The sequence below is a fragment of the Spirochaeta lutea genome (genome assembly GCF_000758165.1).
Lineage (GTDB): Bacteria > Spirochaetota > Spirochaetia > DSM-27196 > Salinispiraceae > Spirochaeta_D > Spirochaeta_D lutea.
The window spans coordinates 44,128-60,871 of sequence record NZ_JNUP01000003.1 but is presented as its reverse complement, the minus strand read 5'-3'; the positions used below and the strand labels follow the sequence as shown (position 1 = coordinate 60,871).

Sequence of the window (16,744 nt, the reverse complement as noted above, 5' to 3'; positions counted from 1 at the left end):
GCAATGGTAGTTACACATAAGGAGAAAGTATGGAGCTTTTAGAATCACTCAGTTATGACGATGTCTTACTTCAACCAGGTTACAGTGAGGTACTCCCCGGTGAAACGAATCTTACTACTCAGATTCTCCCCGGCATACACTTAAACTTGCCGGTTGTTTCTGCGGCTATGGATACAGTAACGGAAGAAAATCTTGCCATTGCCCTTGCATTAGAAGGTGGAGTGGGGGTAATACACAGAAACCTCCCACCTGAGATTCAAGCAGACCAGGTTTCCAGGGTAAAACGCTATCTCAACTGGATCATACAAAATCCGATAACAGTGACGCCCCAACAAACTGTTGCAGAGGTTTGGGATATCATGAATAAAGAAGGTGTTTCCGGACTCCCGGTTATTGAGGGCCAGGGGTTATTGAAAGGTATTATTACCAGCCGGGACCTTAGGTTTTGTAAGGATTACACCCAACAAGTCTCTGAGGTAATGACCCATAGCCCAATCTGCGAAACCGGAACTCCAGACCTTGAGAGTGCTCAAGCAAAGTTTGATACCCACAAAATTGAAAAATTGCCGGTTGTTAACGATGACGGTGTATTAACCGGACTTATCACCGTCAAAGATATGGAAAAACATAGAAAATATCCCAATGCTGCAGTGGATTCTCAAGGCCGACTGCTTGTCGGAGCTGCTGTTGGTACGAATGATGTTGAAAACCGTATGAAGCTACTCACAGCTGCGAAGGTTGATTTTGTTGTTATTGATTCAGCCCACGGGAGCAGTAAGGGAGTACTGGAAACAATTCGCTTCATAAAATCGAACTATTCCATACCGGTAATCGGAGGGAATATTGCCACCAAAGAAGGTGCGCGATTGCTTATAGAGGCAGGAGCCGACGCTATAAAGGTCGGCGTGGGCCCGGGATCTATCTGTACTACCCGGATCGTAGCTGGAATAGGAGTCCCTCAGTTCAGTGCTGTATTATGGGCTGCCGAGGAAGCTGCAAAGGCCGGTATTCCGGTAATAGCTGACGGGGGAATCAAATATTCCGGAGACATTGTAAAAGCCATAGGTGCAGGAGCATCGGCAGTCATGATTGGCGGTTTGTTTGCAGGTCTAAAAGAAGCGCCAGGACGTGAAATTATTTACGAAGGCCGCATCTTCAAAGCCTACAGGGGAATGGGGAGTCTCGGAGCGATAAAATCAGGATCCGGAGATCGGTACCAAATAAAAGAGCATGAAGATCCAGTGCCCGAGGGTGTTGAAGGCCGAGTAGCCTACAAGGGTGAATTACGACCGTATCTTCATCAACTTGTTACGGGCCTTCGGAAGGGCATGGGATATACCGGTTGCCGCTCCATACCTGAATTGCGGGAGTATAGAAAATTCATTAAGATAACAGCTGCTGGTTTGAAGGAAAGTCATGTACACGATGTCTCCATCACCCAAGAACCACCAAACTACTCTCGATAGAGCTTGGAAGGATACACTATGAATATCACTGTTATAGGCGCCCAATGGGGTGATGAAGGTAAGGGGAAAATTGTTGATTTTCTTGCTGCCGATGCGGATTTAATAGTCCGGTTTTCCGGGGGAGCAAATGCCGGACACACCATTGTACATGGTGACAGAACGTATAAACTACACTTGATCCCATCAGGGATTATCTATGAGAATAAAACGGTAATTCTGGGCACTGGAATGGTTATCGACCCGGAGGCACTCTTTCGCGAACTCTCTGTCCTAGAGGAACAAGGGATTTCATGGAAGGGCCGAGTTTTAATCTCGAGCAGAGCTCATCTGGTACTTCCGGGTTACAAGCGACAGGATATAGAAATTGATAAGCATAGACGTCAACCCATCGGAACAACAGGTCGGGGGATCGGTGTAACCTATGCCCAAAAATCTATGCGAGATGGAATGCGATTAGCTGATTTATTTAATCCGGCGCGGCTGGATTTAATTGATCCCAATGACCGCGAGTATTTATTATCGTATGCGGAAAGACTCGAACCCATGATGGTGGATATTACCGGGTACATTCATCGCGAACAACCCAAACGAATGCTCCTGGAAGGCGCTCAGGGGGTTCTCCTTGATCTTGACCTTGGCACATATCCCTACGTCTCAAGCGGGTACTCCGCAGCAGCAGGAGCGGCCCTGGGAGCAGGGATAGGCCCTCGAAAAATAGATGGCATATTGGGCGTCTTTAAAGCGTACTCAACACGGGTAGGGAATGGGCCCTTCCCGACAGAATTCAAAAAAGAACGGGACGGTGACCTCGAAGATCTTGTACGCGAACTTGGCCATGAGTATGGGGTAACTACCGGCAGGCCAAGGCGATGCGGCTATCTCGATCTAGTCGCACTCCGGTATGCCTGTCAGAGCAATGGGATTGACGGATTGGTACTGACCCATATTGATATCTATGACGCCATGGAGTCCGTGCAAGCATGCGTCGCTTACAGGATTGATGGTAAGGAGACCAAGGAGTTCCCATCGTGTTCGGAAAAACTTGCAAATGCCCAGCCAGTTTTAAAGGGCTTTCCGGGATGGAAGACCCCCCTAGAGAAGATTACCCGATATGGTGATCTGCCCCAGGCTGCGAAGGATTACATTACGTTTATTGAGGACTACACAGAAACACCGATTACCATTGTATCAGTCGGATCGGATAGATCTCAGACCATAGTGAGAAGGGAACCATGGACAAAGTACTAATACTTGATTTCGGAAGTCAGACAACCCAACTTATTGCCCGCAGAATCCGTGAGATTGGTGTGTATACGGAAATTATTTCAGGCGACACGCTCCATCAGGACATAGATACCCAAAACGTACGGGGTATCATTTTTTCCGGGAGCCCGTATTCCGTATATTCTGAGGATGCACCTCAGTTAGACCCCGAAATACTGTCGCTTCCGGTTCCTAAACTCGGTATCTGCTATGGATTACAGAGGGTTACCCACGACCTGGGGGGGACCGTCGAAAGGAAGCACACAAGAGAATTTGGGCGGAGCCGTATTTCGTTTCGAATCCCCCATCCTCTGTTCCATACCATACCGGATCGTTTTGTCTCCTGGATGAGTCATGGAGACAGTTTGGACCGCGTGGCAGATGGATTCGAACTCGTTGCGGAGAGCGAGAATCATCATCCAGCCTGTGTCTGGAATGAACGGTATAATTTTACCGGGATACAATTTCATCCTGAGGTGAGCCACTGCGAATATGGAATGAAAATCCTGGAGAACTTTGTTTTTGAAATTTGCCAAGCCAAAGCCGAATGGTCCATGGAGCGGTATGTAGAGTTAGCAGGCGAGGATATCAGAAAGAAGGTTAAGGATCGTCCGGTACTGTTACTCATCTCAGGTGGAGTCGATTCCACGGTAGTTGGTGGACTGCTGCTGTCAGCTTTACCGGCCGAGCAGGTACACCTTATGTACATTGATACGGGACTGATGCGAAAAGGTGAGAGTGAACGGGTAGCAACTACCTTGGCCTCGTTAGGGGCTAAGAATCTGTACTTAATTAATGCAGAAGATTCTTTCCTTCCAGCATTGGCGGGTGTCTCTGATCCAGAAGAAAAAAGAAGAATCATTGGAGATATGTTCATTTCAGTTCAGGAAGAAGAAATCGCCAAACGAACAATCGAGAATTCAATTCTAGCCCAAGGAACTCTCTACACGGATTTAATTGAATCAGGGAAGGGAGTCGGGACAAAGGCTCAGGTGATTAAGAGCCACCATAATGTACGTTCACCCCTAGTCGAGAAAAAAAGGGAACGCGGGGAAATCATAGAGCCCCTTTCCTTACTCTATAAAGATGAGGTTCGGGCCCTTGGTCTTGCGTTAGGGATCGATCAAAAGATTGTAGGCAGACATCCCTTCCCAGGACCTGGACTTGGGGTCAGGATACTCGGGGAGGTTACGAAAGAAAAATGTGATATCCTCCGAGATGCAGATGCTATTTTCATTCAAGAATTACGACTTCGGAATTTATACGATAAAATTTGGCAGGCCTTCTGCGTTCTACTCCCTGTGCGTAGTGTGGGTGTGGCTGGCGATGCCCGAGAATACGGTTATGTATTAGCATTGCGGGCAATCATTTCTGCAGATGGTATGACCGCAGATGTGTATCCCTTTGAGATGCAGGATATCTTAGAAATATCAAGTATTATTACCAATAAAGTTCATCAGATCGGCCGGGTTGTATACGACATTTCATCCAAACCCCCCGCTACTATCGAATGGGAATAGAGCTTAGATCAGGGGTACACACCCCAGGAGAACCCTGGGGTGGTCTACTGAGCAGGGAGTTGCAGCTTTTACGGTAAGAACCTACAATACTGATACGATGAGAGAACAAGAACTTTTCGTCCCTGTAAAAACCTACCTAGAGGGCCAGGGGTACTCTGTTCATGGAGAAGTTACTAACTGGGATATCGCAGCTGTCAAGGATGGCGAGCTCATTGCAATAGAGCTCAAACTTCGTTTCTGCCTATCCCTAGTCTATCAGGCACTACGCCGAAAAAAAACAGCTGACAGTGTATATGTATGTGTTCCCGTACGAGGTTCCAAGGGCAGGCTGTCAAACCACTCTGACGCCAAGGGCTTATTGAAAGAGCTTGGAATAGGGTTGTTAGTTGTACGGTTTACATCGCGGAACATCACAGTTGTCCCAGAAATACATCCATCCCAAACTGCCCATGGCGGTAAACGGAGACAGCGAATTCTGCGGGAGATTGATAGTAGGTATACCGAGTTGACAGGTGCAGGACTACCGTCTACCGAGCCGGTGTTGACGGCGTACAGGCAAAAAACACTTCGAATTGCCTGGACAATGATTGTAAAAGACAACGGAGTATCGACTCCTCAGAATCTCAGAACATACGGCTGTCCGGTCACCACAGGTGATATTCTTAGGGCTAATCACTACGGCTGGTTTGACAAACTATCGCGTGGGCTCTACGCCGTTTCCGAAGAAGGGAGGGCTGCAGTCACTGGTTATTATCGGCCATACATCTCTTCTCTCTTGCCGTATTGGAATGAGCCCGACCTATGAAGCATAGTACCCTTTGCGATAATAGACTTAGTATACATAATCTTCATGGTGTTGATTATCAGACACTAGCTCAGTACTTCAATGAGATTTTTGAAGGGTATATGTTACCTGTATCGATGACGGAAAAATCAATTCGAAACTTTTGTAGACGACGAAGGGTAGATCTTGACCACTCCTACATTTTGCCCACTGGTTCCCGGTATGATCAACACCATCCCGTGGGTATTATCCTGAATGGTTTTTCTCCAGACAAAAAAGAAGTGTATAATGCTGGTATGGCTATTCGACCTGGTTTTCGAGGAAAGGGACTAGGAAAAAATATGTTTGAGGCGGTGATTCGAGTTTTAGCCGATAATGGCTGTCGACACTATAGTCTGGAGGTTATAGATACCAATACCTCGGCTCTCAATCTCTATTCAACCCTTGGCTTTCAGAAAAAACGACATTTCTCGGTGGCAATAGCTCCGTACTATGGGGAGACTGGAAAACCAATCGAGAGTGATATCGTACCGCAATCAGAGGTTCGATGCGAGACCATTCCGATGGGGATTATACCGCCTCCGTATTCACTATCCGGGTGGGATCCGAGTTGGCAGAATAGCTATTTTGCCTATGAGGAGATACAATCCGAAACCACTTGCTATTCCCTGGTCGATACCCATACCTCAAATACACGGGCTACGGTAATTACAGATAACGCCGGAGGAGTGATACATGGCTGGTTTTCAGAACAACTTTCACCGTATGAATTATCAACCTTCGTCAGAAGTATCGGAGAATCTTCAACAGTACATCATTTCTCATGGACGAATATACTAAGTGATTCATGGGAATGTAGACTGCTACGAGCGTTAGATTTTCAGATTCCCATTAGTCAATGGGAAATGCATCTAGATTTATAAAGGGGAACCAGCATGAAAAGCAGACAGCTTGGTAAAACAGGTATTTCAGTTTCGGAGATTGGATTAGGAACATGGCAGGTAGGAGGCCGTTGGGGAACCGGTTTTAATGAGCCCAAGGCTCAGGAGATTCTGGAAGCCGCAATAGAACAGGGGATAACCTTTTTTGATACGGCGGATGTCTACGAGGGTGGAAAAAGTGAATCAGCCGTGGGTGCATTGAAAAGAAAATATGGCAGTAACATCACCATGGCAACTAAATGCGGCAGACGTTTTCAACCCCACACGACGGAAACATTTTCGGTTAACGGCATAGTGCAGTTCATTGAGGATAGCCTCCGTAATACAGGACTCGAACAGTTAGATCTCATCCAACTTCATTGCCCACCAACTGATATCTACTACATGCCAGAATATTTTGCTGCCTTAGAAAAACTGCAAGAGGCGGGAAAGGTCGGGCATGTTGGTGTCAGCGTGGAAAAGGTTGAAGAAGCCCTTAAAGCCATTGAATACCCTATAGTCTCAACGGTCCAAATCATAGTAAACATGTTTCGCCAACGGCCAACCGAACTATTTTTTCGAGAAGCACAGAAGAAGAATATTGGAATTATTGCCCGGGTTCCGCTGGCTAGCGGTTTACTTACTGGGACCATAACCAAGAATACAACCTTTGCAAAAGATGACCATCGTTTTTTTAACCGGTCTGGTGCAGCCTTTGATAGAGGTGAAACTTTCTCTGGAGTCCCGCTTGAGCAGGGGATTGCTGCTGTGGAGATTCTGCAACAACGACTCACCTCAAATTATAACATGCCCCTCTTGGCACTCAGGTGGATATTGATGTTTGATGCAGTAAGTACTGTTATCCCAGGGGCCAGTCGTCCTGAACAAATAACCTCCAATTGTGAAGCATCAGATGTACCACCGCTCTCAGATACAGAAATGAATGTCGTCCAGGAGGTTTACAAGGAGTATATTGCCCCCTATGTACACCAACAATGGTAGAATAGAAATACTAGAGCCTGGCGATCCCACTCTATCCCTTGATTCTGAACACCGGATCATTAAGGCATTTACTAGCGGAGTTGCCGGCAGAGCGGCAGTTTATCCTGGACGACAAAAAGAAGCCGCAATCATTCAAGTTGGAGATTTCAATCTCATCCAGGGAACTGATTCAAACCTAATCTGTTCCCTGGCCGATGAATTTCACTATTCGTGTGCAGGATTTCGGATAGGATCCCAAATCCTACCCGATTACCACCCATTGCTACCATGGTTGAATGAGTACTTTATTTTTGAAGAAACCATTCGTTATTCCTTCCAAACAGCATTCACGGGTTTTGGAAATTCTGAAAAACAGAGAATGGAAGTAATCTCCCGGTTAAGAGATTTGGGAATTCGTATTTTTCCAATAACGAGCGATTATGCAAGCCTCATTATCAATATTCCAGAATTATCCGATCTCCTTATTCCCCTGGGCGGACCCGAGAGTTTTTTACAAAATGGTTTTGGGTTATGCGCTATAAACGACCAGGGGAAGGTAGTGGGTAGTATAGGCACCTATGTCCTGTATCCCGGATGGGTGGAAATCCAGATTGATGTTTTACCGGATTGGCAGGGGAATGGGATAGGATATGCTTTAGGACTATTCTTTTTATCGGAGTGCCGAGGAAGGGGCTTACAAGCGCATTGGGATGCCATGAACTACCGCTCGGCACAATTAGCACGGAAACTGGGGTTTAGCCAAGGGTACTCCTATACAGTAATTTCTATCCAGGGAAAAAAGGCATAAAATTTTAGGTTGTGCGTAAAAGATGACATTTTTCACCTCGTCCTCTCCACCCCTGGCCGGAATACCGGATTACTCCGTGAAATAGGGCGTAAACTAGGATCTTTAGCGCACTATACATGGAATAAAAATTTATTTTTCCCGGGTATGTACGTAGTTGAGTAAGTCGATGAGGAGTGTTTTCTTTTCATCATTAGCGGTATGTAAATTCCCAATCAATCGGTCAGCCCGGGATTTCAGGCCGGCAACCTGGCTATTAACCCTCCCACGGACATTATATGTTTCCATGAGTTTTAAAATATGAGCTACCTCAGAATCGGAGGCATCATGTTTGCCAAAACCTGGGAGATCAAGGGACTCCTGGGTTTCGAGTAGTTCAGAAACGAGTTCTCCCATAAAAACGGTTTTCTTCCCTTCCCGAATATCTGAACCCGAAGATTTACCGGTAATGGTCGGCTCCCCGTATAGTCCTAACTCATCATCTCTCATTTGAAAAAGGATGCCTAGGATATCGCCAATTTCACTTATGACCTCAATATCGTTATCCGGACAGTTGCCTAGAATTGCTCCGACGATCATTGGAAGACTGAAGGTATACCTGCCTGTTTTATTAATATACATTGTTATAATCTGAGCTGGGCTTGGGAAGGTCGGTAGTACACTCCACCGTACATCCTGCATTTGTGCGAATCCCACCCGCGAAAGCTCTCTGGTTGTATGACTAAAAATCCTCTGTTTCTTGTCATGTTCAATTGCCAACTCCGATAAAATCTCAAAAGCAAAAAAATTGGTTACATCCCCGGCGCAAATGCCAAGGGCTTCGCCAATACGCTGGGTTTCACCTGAGGTAATATGCGGGGTTAATTGTGATATATCACTAGCATACTGCATGTACATCGAGGGCTCGCCACGTCTAACCTGATCACGATCCATTATATCATCATGAATCAGGAGAAAGGATTGTATGAGCTCCATTGCAGCGGCTACCTTGACTGTTTCTTGTTCAGAAGAAGACGCGATATGGGGAGCGTGTCGGTATAAATCCTCAAGCAAGAATACTAGTCCACCACGGAGCATTTTTCCACTAGTGGTAAACCTGAGTATACGATCGAAACTACCGATGAACTCCGGAAAAAGATCCTTTAACAAATCAGCTTTTTCTGAAAACCAGGTACCTAAAAAGGCTGAAGTTAATTTTTTTTTGTCTGTTACGTAGTTGAAAATCATTATTCCCCTTCTTCCTTTGGCATAGAGTTTGACAAGCCAGTATGGTCCACAAGAGTACCGGCTTCATATTCCTGTTTTACAGCATATAATTTCCACCATGGAGTACGTGGAGATACATGGTGTTCAAAATGGTATCCGAAAAAGTAACAACTGAGCATTGCGAGGATATGGTTTTTTTTCTGAGTTCGTGCATTATGAGGCTTCATTTCAGGATTATGGGGCCTTCTATGGGGTAGGTAGGTACCGAACATAAACAGTTGTACTGTTGATAACAATGCCGGAAGTATCCAGAGTAACAGAAGATTCGGAACTGGAACTTTGAGGACATACTGCATCACCATGAAAACCGCCGCCATAAAACCTATTTGTATAGGAGTAATGTAATGTATTAAAAACCGACCTAACCATGGGAAGAATCGCTGGTTTTGGGGGCTAAAATCCGGATCCTTTTCCGTCCCGGGATACCGGTGATGTGCTATGTGCTCTTTATAGACCCTCGAATAGGAAAAGGCAGCGAATAGTACTAGGGACAGTCTACCAATAAAAGAATTTAGCTTCCTATTCTTGCAGATACTTCCATGCATACTATCGTGAGCGGTAATAAAAAGGCCTGTAAATAGGTACGTTTGTGTTACAACTAAAATGATCCACCAAAAGCCGCTACCAACCAGATCGAATAGAAACAACGAATAGACGAGATTCATTGTCCAAAGACTTATAATTATGAAAGCCCAGAAAATACCCATTTTTCACCCCCCCAATACAAATATTCGAAGTGAAAGGAAGAATAGTAGCTGGATTAATACATAGCCGGGAAGTGTCCATCCTTTTAGCTGGTGAGGAACAAACCGAATGTAAACCAAAGCAAAGATATACGATATAATGAACCACGCGATGTAATTTTGTATTGGTACATTTCTTTCTGCCCATGTCCAATAATCAAGCTTACTTATCGCTACAGGCTCGAGGATGAAGTCGAATAGTGTTGCTAAAATCCCGGTACCCAGGGCATGTACATACATGTTGCGTACGAAATTCCCTACAAATATCGTTAGACCGAGAATGATGATAACCCAGTTTAGACCGATAACGATGGGAGTATGGAAAACTTGTATGCCGAGGGTTTCACCATAGCTATACTCGCCAAATACCGAGCCTGTTGCTACGCCCAACACCTCTAGGAGAAAGGTAGCAATATAGACAACGCCTAACCATAAGAGTGTAGGGAGAAAGGGAATTGCGTTCTTTTCTGAGTAAAATGCCAAGGCTGTTACTAGGACTCCAAACACTCCTAAAACCCAGGGTGTGAGTAAAAGCATGAATGGGTAAAATCGTGGTATTGCATGCCCAATCACGCCAATGGCATAAAAAACACCAATGAAGATCATGGCCGGTACAGTATTATATCGTTTTTCCATCTCAACTCTCCCTCCTTAAAAGCTGTTGCGCGGCAATCATCCCGGATAGTACTACCAACGGCATACCGCCGCCCGGGTGAACACTTCCTCCTGTAAGGTACAGTCCACGATATTGCTTTGAGACATTTCCATGCCGCATGAATGCCGACGAGAGACTGTTTGACGAGATACCATACAACGCGCCCCGCCAACTACCGGTACGCTCCATAATATCCTGGGGAGAGAGTACTGACTCGTATTCAATGTGCGGGGAGAGGGTGGTTCCCAAAGTTTTGGATAGTTTACGCAGAACCCTCGTCCTGAGCTCGTTGACTTCAGAGTTCCAGTTCTGTGTCCCGTGAGGCGGTGCATTCACCAAAACAAACCAGTTCTCTGAACCTTGGGGTGCATCTTCAGGATTTACTTTACTTGTTATATTTACATAGATCGTTGGGTCGTGGGGCAGAATCCCCTCGGAATGTATTTGTTGAAATTCTAATTCATAGTTTTCTGAGAAGAAAATATTATGTAGCCCTAGGTCAGGAAAATCTCTGTTTACTCCCCAAAAAAACACAACCCCCGATGAACTTGATGGCAGAGATTGATAGCGTCGGTATTCTTTATGCAAATCGTTCTTTAGGATGGTGTGGTAAAGGGTAGATACATCCACATCACTTACCACTGCATCAAAATCATGAACCGTATTCTGACAGTCTACCAACCCTCTAACTCGTCTGTGTGAATCAGTACGGATGTCTATAATTTTGCAGGAAGAGACAAGGTGTATGCCGAGTTCCCGGGCTCTACGCAACATGGCCTTCACTATCTGGTAAATGCCGCCCAGCACCGCCCACCCGCCAAGGCCATGTTCCACCCAGATGATATTATTTAAGGTTGCCGGTGCCCTGTAAGGATTACTACCATTGTACGTTGCGAACCGGTCTAAGAATTGTACCACCCGTGGATCCCTGAAGAAATCACGATTCGCCCTATGCATACTTCTTAGCGGATCAATGGAAAGGATTTGAGGATAGGCACGTAATGCCGCCTGTGATACGAAAGTCTTACCCTGCTGTAGGGACGACTCCAAAAAAATCTCATGGGTAAGGTCATAAATTTTCCTTGAGTACCGTAAATACCTCTCTGCCTCTTCTTTTGCTACATCAAAGACGTCTACAAGCGAATCCGTAAAATATGGTACAGGACGCGATTTATACCGTGTGCCATCGGAGAACCAGTAGTTAGTTATGGGATCAAGGGGGAGTATGCTAAAATAATCCTCCCGGGAAACACCTGTTAGATTGAATAGTCTATCAAAAACATGAGGTAAGGTGAGAAGACTAGGTCCGGTATCGAACCGGTATCCCGCCGCTTCTAGGTTTCCTGCCTTTCCGCCGAATTCAGATTCTGCTTCAAATATCGTAACCTGGTGCTCCGAGGCTGCCAAACTTAGGGCAGCAGAGAGTCCGCCTAGGCCACCACCAATAACACCGATCTTCATAGGTCCAACCGCTAACTTGTGCGTAGAGCTAAGAACAAGCCGGAAACCAATATCCGTAGCTTACTCGGCTTAACTTTTTTATTAAAAACGATAAATGGGTTTCTGTAGATCTGTCTCCCAGTCCATTTATACATTTCACTCGCCGTTTTAATGGGGACCCTCAACTGTTTTGGAATATACTCAAATCCCTTTTCTGCTTCTTGTTGCCATGAAAAATACCTATCAAGCTCATGCCTGATATAATTAATAAAGCTATCCGGATGCTTATTCGCGTCCTCCCGGGATAGACTTTTTAACGAGGTATTAATGAGGGGGAGATATCTTCTCCCTAATCGATTATCCTCATCAATATCCCGTATGAAATTGATATATTGCATAGCTCTCCCTAGAAGTTTTGCGTAATGCTCGCTCCCTTCGTGGAGATCCATAATCCGTGTCATATACAACCCGATAACCTCTGCGGATCCGTATATATACGAAAGGGTTTCATCTATGCTGTTATATGATGAGGTTGTTATATCCAGCTCCATGGAATGTAAAAAGGCTTCAGTCCATACGTGAGGAAATGCTAATTGAGCCTCAAGTTTCACGAACTCATCAATAATCAGGTTACCCGAAGGTAGTTTCCTGTCTCTGGCCTCTCTATACTTCCGGCAAAAATCATAGAATCCCTGAACATCCTGGGGGGTATCGTCGACGTAGCCATCAGCGATTCGGACGAATGCGTACAGAATACTGACCAGGGTTTGCTTATCCTGAGGAAAGAATCGAGTGCTAGTAAAGTAGGTTTTACTTCCTCCCTGAAAAACACTTCGATGCTCTTCGGTAAAATTTAATGGGGTAAAAGGAAAATCAGCCATGTAATTCCCTTTCAATTCTTGCAGCGCCTAGTTTTGATGCAATTAATACCATTGGTACTCCTACACCAGGGTGGGTAAACTGGCCGCTGTAAAATAGGTTTCTAATCTTCTTGCTTTTTATACCTGGTCTGAACACCGCAGTTTGACCGAGGGTATGGGCAATCCCCAGAGCAGTTCCTTGCCAAGCATTGTAATCCTCAGAAAAATCTCTTTGAGTAAATATTCTTTTTAATTCGATGTGCTCAGATATTTCTTCACCTGTAGAGACTTCTATATGTTTGAGTAGTGTATCGGTATATTCCTCCCGAACCTCATCGCTATCATAAAGTCCTGGGGCAGTCGGTACCAAGACAAACACATTTTCTTTTCCTTGGGGAGCGAACTCAGTTTCAGTTTTACTGATACAGCTTAAGTAGAAACACGGATTTTGGGGCCAATCTGGATCCTTAAATATAGAATTAAAGTGCACATCCCAATCATGTCGAAAATAGAGATTATGGTGAGCCAGCTTGGTTAGCGGTTTTTTCACGCCCAGGTATAATATGAACATCGAAGGAGCAAGGACCATGGAGTTCCATTTATTGATAGAAATACTTCTGGAATTATCTTGCAGGAGATCCACCTCGCCATGATGGTAGTCTCCAGTGAATAAAACAGCATCGGCAGGAATGGTTCCATTCGTGGTTTGAACACCGACTATACCATACCCACTCATCTGGTATCCCGTAACCTCGGTGTTTGTCAAAACCTCGACACCAAGTTCCTGTACTGCCTTCAGCATTCCAAGGGCGACACCACCAAGACCGCCGGTGGGAAAGTACACTCCGAGATTCATATCAACATGACTCATAAGTGAGTAGAGGGCAGGGGCATCTTCGGGACTTGTTCCTAAAAAGACCATGGCATATTCCAGTATCTGCCGGGCCTCAACGGAATTGAAGGTCTTCCGCACATATTTATCTAGGTTTTGAAATACATTTAATTTAAGACCTTCGGTGAGCATTCGCTTGTTAAGAAAATCAAATACAGACGTATACTCCTTATAGAGAAATTCTTTTATGGCTACAGAATACTTATACTCAGCCTGTTTTAGATAGGATTCGAGTTTCTGATCACCCTGTGTTTCAAGATCGGCAAAAGCGCGCTTTGTTTTTTCCAGGTTCGGACTTATATCTACCGGTTTATGATTCTCAAAGAATACCCGGTAGCTGGGGTCCAGTTTTGTCAGTTGGTAATAGTCCGACCGGTCCTTTCCAATATCGGAAAAGAATCGATCAAATACCTCAGGCATGAGGTACCAAGAAGGTCCCATATCAAATGTATAATCACCGGCGTTCCAAATCCTGGCTCGTCCGCCGATTTCTCCATTTTTCTCCACCAGGGTCACCCTAAATCCCTGCCGAGCAAGATAGGCTGCCCCGCTCAAACCGGCAAATCCAGCTCCGACAACTACAACCTCTTTCTGTGATTTCATGGGTAACTCCTGTATTGTTCGAGAATATGGGTGAAGGACAACGATTTAACCAAGTATGCTCCCTTCAGAGCATTAACGGTAGGGGTGCCTGTTAAAAGACAGATCTTCCGAAGGCCCTGAATTACCATATCCAAATAGGAGAGGACTCTATCACGCCCCCCAAGTCTATGTTCCCGGATCAACGGCAGTGCGAGTCCAGCCAGATGAGCCCCGAGCGCTATACTTTTTGCTACATCCATGGATGAGCGTACACCGCCGCTAGACAACAGATTATTTTGTACTGGGGTATCGCCATTAATCTCACCGTCGGTATACAGGGCAAGATTAATAGCGGTAGGTATACCCCAGGCATCAAATTGGTTAACTTCCGAGTATACCGAATCCGGATTTCGAAACCCCTCAATACGCATCCAGTTCGCCCCACCTGCTCCAGCGACATCCAGGTAGGAAACTCCTAAATTCAATAGATCTTCACCAATTCTTGGATGGATGCCGAATCCTGTTTCCTTTACAATGATAGGAACAGGACTTGCTTCACAGAACCTTGCTATACTTGAGCGTACCTCATGGAAATCGCGATCCCCCCCGGGCTGCATGAGTTCCTGGCCAGGATTAAGGTGTATTGCAATGCCATCAACCTGCAAACGATATAAGGTTTCGATTATTTTTTTATGGGGGATTTCTCGCAACTGTACAGCACCGAGATTGGCAAATATCGGTACATCCGGTGCAAATTCTTTTAACTGAAAGTGATGAATGACTTCAGGTTTCCTGAAGAGAATTTTAATAGAGCCCATACCAACCGGTATTCCGAGTTGTTGGGCAACCCAAGCCATATCCTTATTCACCTGGTATCCCCCGTCTGACCCGCCCGTCATAGAAGAGATGAATAGGGGAGCATTGATTTTCATTCCAAGAAAATCCGCCGTTAAATCAATTGAATCAAAGCTGAGTTCAGGTAGTGGATTATGTACGAAATTCAATTCGTCAAAAAAAGAAGAATTAGACTCTACCGGAAATGTTTCGTTGTTACTGCAGATTTCGAGGTGATCAGCCTTTCGCTTCGCGTCATCTTGCTGTGTATTATCGGGTTTCACGGTACTTGTATTCCCTATATTCATCATCTGAACGTATTGACTCTAGATAAAAGCAGCCGGGTTCTACCGTTTCTGTATACGAATCCCGTGAGGCCTGCTCATTATAGGTCTGCGGTTCGTAGTTTCTATCTAGCCAAGATTGATAGGACGAAAAATCCGATTCCACATAGTGATTTAAGAAATCATCGGGATTCCAAGCCTCTATCACAGCCGGGGCATCGGGAAGCACCTCACCCTCGAACACGAGCATGGTATTTCCGCTGCCGTAGGAACTAAACAAAATCTTCTTCCCAATAATGTCTTTTCCTACACGCTGATAATCCTGATACAGGGTAGCCATAAGATTTAGGTAGATTGCACCTGTGTACATATTTCCAACATTGGCCGTAACCTCGAGGGCTTCGAAAAAACCACGATTGGTTAAGAATTCCTCTGCACTCTGTTGAGACATCTCCATGTATGTGCCTAGAAGACGTCGAACGGCTGTACTCGCCATTTTTGCGAAGGGTACATGGAATACAAAATAGTCGGTCGCTTGTAAGGCCTCTTGGGGACTCTTGTTGCTTCTTGAACAGTAATCAAGAAAAGCCTCATCAAGGGCATTATTGTAACAATCCACTGAATACCGCCCCTTCACCTTAGCTGTGGTCGAACCTAGGGGCCGGAAAAAATCATCAACGTTCTTGCTGCTGAAACCCTGGGTCTGGAGATCAAGGGAAAGTAGGCGGGGATTCTGTTCAATTAGCATGGCTGCAGCTCCGGCGCCTTGAGTTATTTCTGCTGTGGACGGCGCATCGTAGCGTGCGATATCAGAAGCGATTACGATACCGTTTTCACCGGGTAGGGCCGAGGATTGAAGCATACCGGCAATGCTCAACATTCCCAGGGTCGCCCCGGCACAAGCGTGTTGTACCTGGTAGCTTGATATGGTGCTGGGTAATGCAAATTCGGTCTGGTCAATCATTCCCTGTACATAGGCAGACATAGATTTCGACATATCCACTGAGGTTTCCGTACCGACAACAAGGTATCGGAGCTTATCTATGGAGACTCCCTGTTTGAGTAAACGAATCAACGCATTCCCAGCAAGCACAGAGGCATCTTCCCATGGGCTCGGGAAGCGAATCGCCTTTTGGTCCGTGGATTGAATTGCTCGAGACAACCTTCTCTCAAATTTCGGATCATCTGCAGCTCGTTTCTCCAAAATACGATCAAGGGAAATTCTGTTTTTTGGCAAATACAATGATATATCACTTATGCCAACACGTTCTGTCATGTATTTTCCTTTCTTCAGCAAGTGATTCCGTTTATCCAGCTTCTTTATTACACTTCGTAATATACAAAGAGTACTCCTCCCTGGCAAACATAATTATGAAGACATTTGAAAAAATATGTTCAACCGATGATTACATTCCAATAATAATCGAATCGCTATAATTTTATCAAAGA

General features: G+C 45.3%; 15 protein-coding genes. 7 read left to right on the top strand and 8 right to left on the bottom strand.

Features of this window, described 5'->3' with window-relative positions; translation table 11 throughout:
* Positions 1–29 precede the first annotated feature (29 nt).
* From guaB to DC28_RS15015, 7 genes are all read left to right on the top strand, one after another.
* A complete protein-coding gene (gene guaB / locus DC28_RS00770; protein WP_037544619.1) occupies positions 30–1,466 on the top strand; it encodes an IMP dehydrogenase in 1,437 nt (478 codons plus the stop codon).
* An 18-nt stretch (positions 1,467–1,484) separates the two neighbouring features.
* Positions 1,485–2,714: an adenylosuccinate synthase gene (gene purA, locus DC28_RS00765; RefSeq protein WP_037544617.1), complete on the top strand. Its 1,230-nt coding sequence runs from the start codon at positions 1,485–1,487 to the stop codon at positions 2,712–2,714.
* On the top strand, positions 2,699–4,249 hold the full coding sequence (guaA, locus tag DC28_RS00760; protein ID WP_037544615.1) for a glutamine-hydrolyzing GMP synthase: 1,551 nt from the start codon (positions 2,699–2,701) through the stop codon (positions 4,247–4,249). The genes purA and guaA overlap by 16 nt, the downstream gene beginning before the upstream one ends.
* Before the next feature lie 97 nt (positions 4,250–4,346).
* Positions 4,347–5,054 carry a DUF2161 family putative PD-(D/E)XK-type phosphodiesterase gene (locus DC28_RS00755; RefSeq protein WP_037544614.1) on the top strand — a complete coding sequence of 236 codons (708 nt, stop codon included), beginning with the start codon at positions 4,347–4,349 and terminating at the stop codon, positions 5,052–5,054.
* Positions 5,051–5,956 carry a GNAT family N-acetyltransferase gene (locus DC28_RS16065; RefSeq protein ID WP_081941752.1) on the top strand — a complete coding sequence of 302 codons (906 nt, stop codon included), beginning with the start codon at positions 5,051–5,053 and terminating at the stop codon, positions 5,954–5,956. The genes DC28_RS00755 and DC28_RS16065 overlap by 4 nt, the downstream gene beginning before the upstream one ends.
* A 12-nt stretch (positions 5,957–5,968) precedes the next feature.
* Entirely contained in the window at positions 5,969–6,955 is a 987-nt protein-coding gene (locus DC28_RS00750) for an aldo/keto reductase (RefSeq protein WP_037544612.1), read from the top strand.
* Positions 6,936–7,742: a GNAT family N-acetyltransferase gene (locus DC28_RS15015; RefSeq protein ID WP_052078288.1), complete on the top strand. Its 807-nt coding sequence runs from the start codon at positions 6,936–6,938 to the stop codon at positions 7,740–7,742. The genes DC28_RS00750 and DC28_RS15015 overlap by 20 nt, the downstream gene beginning before the upstream one ends.
* A 129-nt stretch (positions 7,743–7,871) precedes the next feature.
* Here the strand turns inward: DC28_RS15015 and DC28_RS00740 are convergent, their stop codons facing one another.
* From DC28_RS00740 to DC28_RS00705, 8 genes are read right to left on the bottom strand one after another with little or no spacing between them, the layout of a single operon-like run.
* Positions 7,872–8,966: a polyprenyl synthetase family protein gene (locus tag DC28_RS00740; RefSeq protein WP_052078287.1), complete on the bottom strand. Its 1,095-nt coding sequence runs from the start codon at positions 8,964–8,966 to the stop codon at positions 7,872–7,874.
* Complete coding sequence (locus tag DC28_RS16895; RefSeq protein WP_408020223.1) at positions 8,966–9,670, bottom strand: fatty acid desaturase; 705 nt, start codon at positions 9,668–9,670, stop codon at positions 8,966–8,968. Before DC28_RS16895 ends, DC28_RS00740 begins: the two co-directional genes overlap by 1 nt.
* A 45-nt stretch (positions 9,671–9,715) precedes the next feature.
* Entirely contained in the window at positions 9,716–10,384 is a 669-nt protein-coding gene (locus DC28_RS00730) for a carotenoid biosynthesis protein (RefSeq protein ID WP_052078286.1), read from the bottom strand.
* 1 nt (position 10,385) lies between these two features.
* Positions 10,386–11,864, bottom strand: coding sequence for a phytoene desaturase family protein (locus DC28_RS00725; RefSeq protein WP_037544610.1), 1,479 nt, complete (start codon positions 11,862–11,864; stop codon positions 10,386–10,388).
* A gap of 11 nt (positions 11,865–11,875) precedes the next feature.
* The gene (locus DC28_RS00720) at positions 11,876–12,724 is read right to left on the bottom strand and encodes a phytoene/squalene synthase family protein (RefSeq protein WP_052078285.1); all 849 of its coding nucleotides are present in this window, start codon (positions 12,722–12,724) and stop codon (positions 11,876–11,878) included.
* Positions 12,717–14,198, bottom strand: coding sequence for a phytoene desaturase family protein (locus DC28_RS00715; RefSeq protein WP_037544608.1), 1,482 nt, complete (start codon positions 14,196–14,198; stop codon positions 12,717–12,719). Before DC28_RS00715 ends, DC28_RS00720 begins: the two co-directional genes overlap by 8 nt.
* Complete coding sequence (gene fni / locus DC28_RS00710) at positions 14,195–15,295, bottom strand: type 2 isopentenyl-diphosphate Delta-isomerase (protein WP_052078284.1); 1,101 nt, start codon at positions 15,293–15,295, stop codon at positions 14,195–14,197. Before fni ends, DC28_RS00715 begins: the two co-directional genes overlap by 4 nt.
* Complete coding sequence (locus DC28_RS00705; protein ID WP_052078283.1) at positions 15,282–16,571, bottom strand: hydroxymethylglutaryl-CoA synthase family protein; 1,290 nt, start codon at positions 16,569–16,571, stop codon at positions 15,282–15,284. Before DC28_RS00705 ends, fni begins: the two co-directional genes overlap by 14 nt.
* Between the last annotated feature and the right edge of the window lie 173 nt (positions 16,572–16,744).